Here is a 4,679-nt window from a genome sequence, read left to right as displayed (position 1 = left end):
TATCTTTTTAGTGCCCTCGGATTGGGTCATAGTGTCTGTCGTTGCCAAAACATCGGCGTTGCCTTGGTCCGGACTAGTCGTTGGGTAGTCATTGGGGACGTTCTTAGACGACTAGTCAAACAAGAACGTCCCCAATGACTACCCACAAAGCGAGAGTGGATCTCGTCATTTTGCGGCACTTGGGGACGTTCCTTTTCTGCCGGCAGTTAGGGACACTCCCTGTACAAAAACCGCCCCGTCCTCTGTAGAGGACGGGGCGGTTTGTCTTTTAGGCTTGAGCGGCCAGGCTTATGCAAAGCGGGCGACGAGCTCCTGGAGCACGTCGGTCATCTTGACGAGCGAACTGACCGGGACAAACTCGTTGACGCCGTGGTAGCAATAGCCGCCGGTGGAAAGGTTGGGGCAGGGCAGACCGCGGAACGACAGCTGAGCGCCGTCGGTGCCGCCACGAATCGGCAGCACTTGGGGCTCAACGCCGCAGGCAAGGTAGGCTTCCTTGGCAACATCAATAAGCTCGGGATAGTCACGAACGATCTCGGCCATATTTCGATACTGCTGCTTAATCTCGACCGTCACGCGCTCCTCACCCAGACGCTGGTTGAGCATCGAGGCGGCGGCATCAATAAGGTCGAGTTTCTGCTGGAACTTGGCGGCATCGTGATCACGGACGATATAGCGCGCCGTGGCGTGATCGACGGTCGCAGATACACCCTCAAGGTGATAAAAGCCCTCGTAGCCTTCCGTATACTCCGGGCGCTGCACGTAGGGGAGCAACGCGTTGAAGTCGCAGAACAGATTGCCTGCGTTGACCATACGGCCCTTGGCGTCGCCCGGGTGGATGGACTGGCCCTCAAAGCGGATGGTCGCCTCGGCGGCGTTAAAGCACTCCCACTCCAGCTCGCCGATGGGGCCGCCGTCGACCGTGTAGGCGTACTTGCAGCCAAAGGTATCGATATCCAACAGCTCGGCTCCGTGACCGATCTCCTCGTCAGGGCAGAAGCAAATGCCGAGTGCGGGATGGGGCAGAGAGGGGTCCTGAGCGATACGCGCGACAAGCGACATGATCTCGGCGACGCCTGCCTTGTCGTCCGCGCCCAGCAGCGTGGTGCCATCGCTGCAGACCAGGTCCTCACCCGCGAGGTCGTTCAGGGCGGGAAGCTTGGCGGTACTCATGGCAACGGGCTTACCGTCAACCGTGCCGCAGACCAGGTCGCCGCCTTCGTAGTGTACGATGTGCGGCTTCACGCCGGCGCCCGGTGCAACTTCGGTGGTGTCGAGATGGGCGATCAGGCCAAGGGCGGGCTTGTCCTCAGCGCCCGCACTTGCGGGGATATGCGCGCAGACATAGGCATGCTCGGTCACGTGGGCATCTTCCGCACCAAGCTCGCGCAGCTCTTCAGCCAGCACGTTGGCAAGGTCAAACTGAACGACGCTCGAGGGTACCTGGTCGCAGTTTGCATCCTCGGACTGCGTGTTGATCTGGACGTAGCGCAAAAAGCGCTCGAGGACATCGGGGTTCGTGGTGGTGTTTTCCATAAAGACCGCTCCAATCTTGGTCGTCGTGTGCAACAAGAACTCTAGCACGGTATGCCACGGCATACCGCGACGCTTGGATGGGGTAGAATCAGCCATTGAATGCAGAAGGGACGGAAGATCATGGATACGACAAATAGCTCGCGCGAACTACATCTGACGGTGGCGAACGAAGACTACTTGGAGTGCATGGTTCGCATTGAAAGCGAAGAGGGGGAAACCAACGGCGTGCGATCGGTCGACATCGCGCAGCGCCTTGGCGTCTCCAAGGCATCGGTCAATAAAGCGGTTTCGGCGCTCAAGGCATCCGAGCTTGTCGAGCAATCGCACTACGGCAAGGTAGTCCTGACCGATCGCGGCCGCGAGGTTGGCACGGCTATCTGGTACCGTCATCGCCTCGTCCGCACGTTTTTGGTTCAGGAGCTCGGTGTCGAATTTGAGCGAGCCGATTCCGAGGCCTGCATGATGGAGCATGCGCTATCCGAGGACACGATGAACCGCTGGCTCGCCTATCTCGAAAAGCAGGGAATCAGCGTCGAGGAATAGCGGGATATATATGGATACGAGTTATTACAATCGCTTTGGTGCCGAGGAACTTACGCGCCGCTTGTCGAGCGAGACCTTGTTGGCGCAGGGCCCCATGGGCAGTGTTCTGTTGAGTGAGTACGACGCCGCCGATATTCCACCGGCGTTTTGGAATCTGGCAGAGCCGCAGACCGTTTCTCGTATCCATCGCTTGTATGTCGCCGCCGGCGCGCAGGTACTCATTACCAATACCTTTCAGGCATCAAGCTATGCCCTCAAGCACGACCAGATTGCGCCGTCCGTGGCGGAGGTCAATCGCGGGGCCGTCGACGATGCCCGCCAGGCGCACCCTCAGCTGCTGCTGGGCTCGATGGGTCCGATCGGTATTGAGTGGTTTGCCGAGGACTCGGCCGAGTTTCGTGAGATCCGAGGCATTGCGCGCGAACAGGCGCACGCCTTGCTCAATGCTGGTGTTGACGGTCTGCTGATCGAGACGGTGACGTCTATCCGTAATTTGCAGCCCATGCTTGCCGGCGCCCGAGATGCCGCCGACGGCATGCCTGTTCTGGTGAGTTTTGTCGTTGACGATAAGGGCGACCTGTTGGGCGATGGCCTCAACATCGAGGCAGCCGTTTTGTACGCCGAAAAACACGGCGCAAACTCGGTTGGTGTTAATTGCTGTTCGCTTGCGGCCGCGAACGCGGCGGTGCCCAGGATGGTTGCATCGGCGACTACTCCCGTCACGGTGCGTCCCAACGTGGGCGATCCGGTCCAGACTCAGGATGGCCCCGTATGGCACGAGAACCCCGAAGCTTTCGCGCGCGCATGCATCGAATGGAGACATGCCGGTGCCGCAATGGTGGGCAGTTGCTGTGGAACTACGGCAATCACTACGGCAGCGATGGCCGAGGCGCTCGATATATAAAGGGCAAAACCGCTCCATACGGGGCGGTTTTTTTATTGCCTGCATGTCCTCGGCAGCATTTGCCCAAATGGTGAATGCTGGTGCCGGCAGGTTGCCGAGCGTGTATCGCGGGTATACCTCATGCGTACCATGATCCAAACACTGTGAGGTGTCTGCGCGTGTGCGCGATAATTCATTTTGGAACTGACGGTTGGCGCGCTCGCGTCGATGAGGACTTCACTGCCGATAACGTTGCCCGTATCGCCGATGCCGTCGGCGAGTTGTGGCAAAAGACCAATCCGGGCAAAACGGTATATATAGGGTTCGACACTCGGCCCCTGGCGCGCGAGTTCGCTGGGCTTGCGGCGGGTGTGCTAGCAGCGCACGGGCTAGACGCCGTGCTCGCTTCGCGACCTGTTCCGACCCCTGCCCTTACGTGGGCGGCGGCTTATGACGGTGAGGCGTGCGGCGCGCTCATGGTGACGGGGTCCCATCATCCGCAGGGTTATCTGTGTCTCAAGATTCGCATGGGTGACGGCTCGACCGCCAACCAGGATGTCATCGAAGAGCTCGAAGAGACCATGGCTCCCGAGCCAATGGGGATCGAGGGGCAATATCGCACCGCGGATATCATTCCTGACTATATGCAAGCGGTGGCATCGTTTGTCGATGCCGAAGCCATCCGCGCCGCGCACCTGCGCGTGGTTGTTGACCCCATGGGCGGCGCAGCCCAGGGCTATCTAGCCGACTTGCTGCGCGAGCTTGGCGTTGAGGTGCACGAGATTCACGCCGGGCAGGCGCCTGACCAAGAAGATATCTGCCCCGACCCCGTTGAGCCGTGGGTGGACGCTTGCGAGCATACGGTTATCGAGGACGGAGCTTGCGCTGGCCTGGTGACCGACGGCGACGCCGACCGTATCGGCGCGGTTGACGAGCGCGGCAGATATATACATCCGCATCAGATCATGGCGCTCGTTTTGGGCGACTTGGTTCAATTTCGTAATTTGGAGGGACGCGTCGTCGTCAATCTTTCGTGCTCGACGCTCGTGCGTCGCATTGCCGAGGCGCTTGGCTGCCGCGTGACCGTCAAACCAGTCGGTTTCAAATATATAGCGGCAGAGATGAAGAAGGGTGGCGTCCTCATAGGCGGCGAGGAAGCCGGTGGTATCGGCATCGCCGCGCATATGCCCGAGCGCGATGGAATCCTCGCCTGTCTGATTCTGTGTGAGCTTATGGCAAAGACGGACGCGCCTTTGGGCGTTCTGGTCGACCAACTCGAGGACAGTTTTGGTAAGACGAGTTACGGTCGACGCGATTTGCGCCTTGAGGCCGAAGATGCCGAAACGTTACGAACCCTGCTGCCGGGCGTAAACCCCAAGTCGATTTGTGGCAAGGTGCCGCAAAACGTTAGTCATATGGATGGCTTGCGTTTAGCATTCGAGGATGACACGTGGCTGCTGGTCCGTCCTAGCGGGACCGAACCAGTGGTGCGCGTCTACGCCGAGGGGTTCTCGGTGGAAGAACGTGATGAGTTGCTCGATGCTGGCTGTGCTTTAGCTAGGGGAACGTATCCGCTTTAACCATGAGACTGCCTTATATAAAGAGATGCTCGGTGAGCGGTAGTTAACGGCTGGCAAACGTTAGTCGGATCCCAAATTGTGTAGGAAATGTGTACACCCAGATTCCCGCCCCCGGCGCCCCTCGGGTCTGGCAATAT

4 protein-coding genes are annotated in these 4,679 nt (G+C 59.3%); 3 read left to right on the top strand and 1 reads right to left on the bottom strand.

Annotated elements, in window-relative coordinates:
- Positions 1-288: 288 nt before the first annotated feature.
- On the bottom strand, positions 289-1,536 hold the full coding sequence (pepT, locus tag DW899_RS10275) for a peptidase T (protein ID WP_089573099.1): 1,248 nt from the start codon (positions 1,534-1,536) through the stop codon (positions 289-291).
- Positions 1,537-1,656: 120 nt separating this feature from the next.
- Here pepT and DW899_RS10270 point away from each other — a divergent pair, with 120 nt between their 5' ends.
- The 3 genes from DW899_RS10270 to DW899_RS10260 all read left to right on the top strand — a co-directional run bounded on the left by DW899_RS10270 (position 1,657) and on the right by DW899_RS10260 (position 4,542).
- Entirely contained in the window at positions 1,657-2,079 is a 423-nt protein-coding gene (locus DW899_RS10270; protein ID WP_089573098.1) for a metal-dependent transcriptional regulator, read from the top strand.
- Positions 2,080-2,089: 10 nt separating this feature from the next.
- Positions 2,090-2,983: a homocysteine S-methyltransferase family protein gene (locus DW899_RS10265; RefSeq protein WP_055252635.1), complete on the top strand. Its 894-nt coding sequence runs from the start codon at positions 2,090-2,092 to the stop codon at positions 2,981-2,983.
- Positions 2,984-3,141: 158 nt separating this feature from the next.
- Positions 3,142-4,542 carry a phosphoglucomutase/phosphomannomutase family protein gene (locus DW899_RS10260; RefSeq protein ID WP_117801041.1) on the top strand — a complete coding sequence of 467 codons (1,401 nt, stop codon included), beginning with the start codon at positions 3,142-3,144 and terminating at the stop codon, positions 4,540-4,542.
- The last annotated feature ends 137 nt before the right edge of the window (positions 4,543-4,679 follow it).

The sequence above is a fragment of the Collinsella sp. AM41-2BH genome, assembly GCF_003468085.1.
Taxonomy (GTDB): domain Bacteria; phylum Actinomycetota; class Coriobacteriia; order Coriobacteriales; family Coriobacteriaceae; genus Collinsella.
The sequence above is the reverse complement of the archived record's forward strand: the minus strand, read 5'-3'. Positions and strand labels throughout refer to the sequence as shown.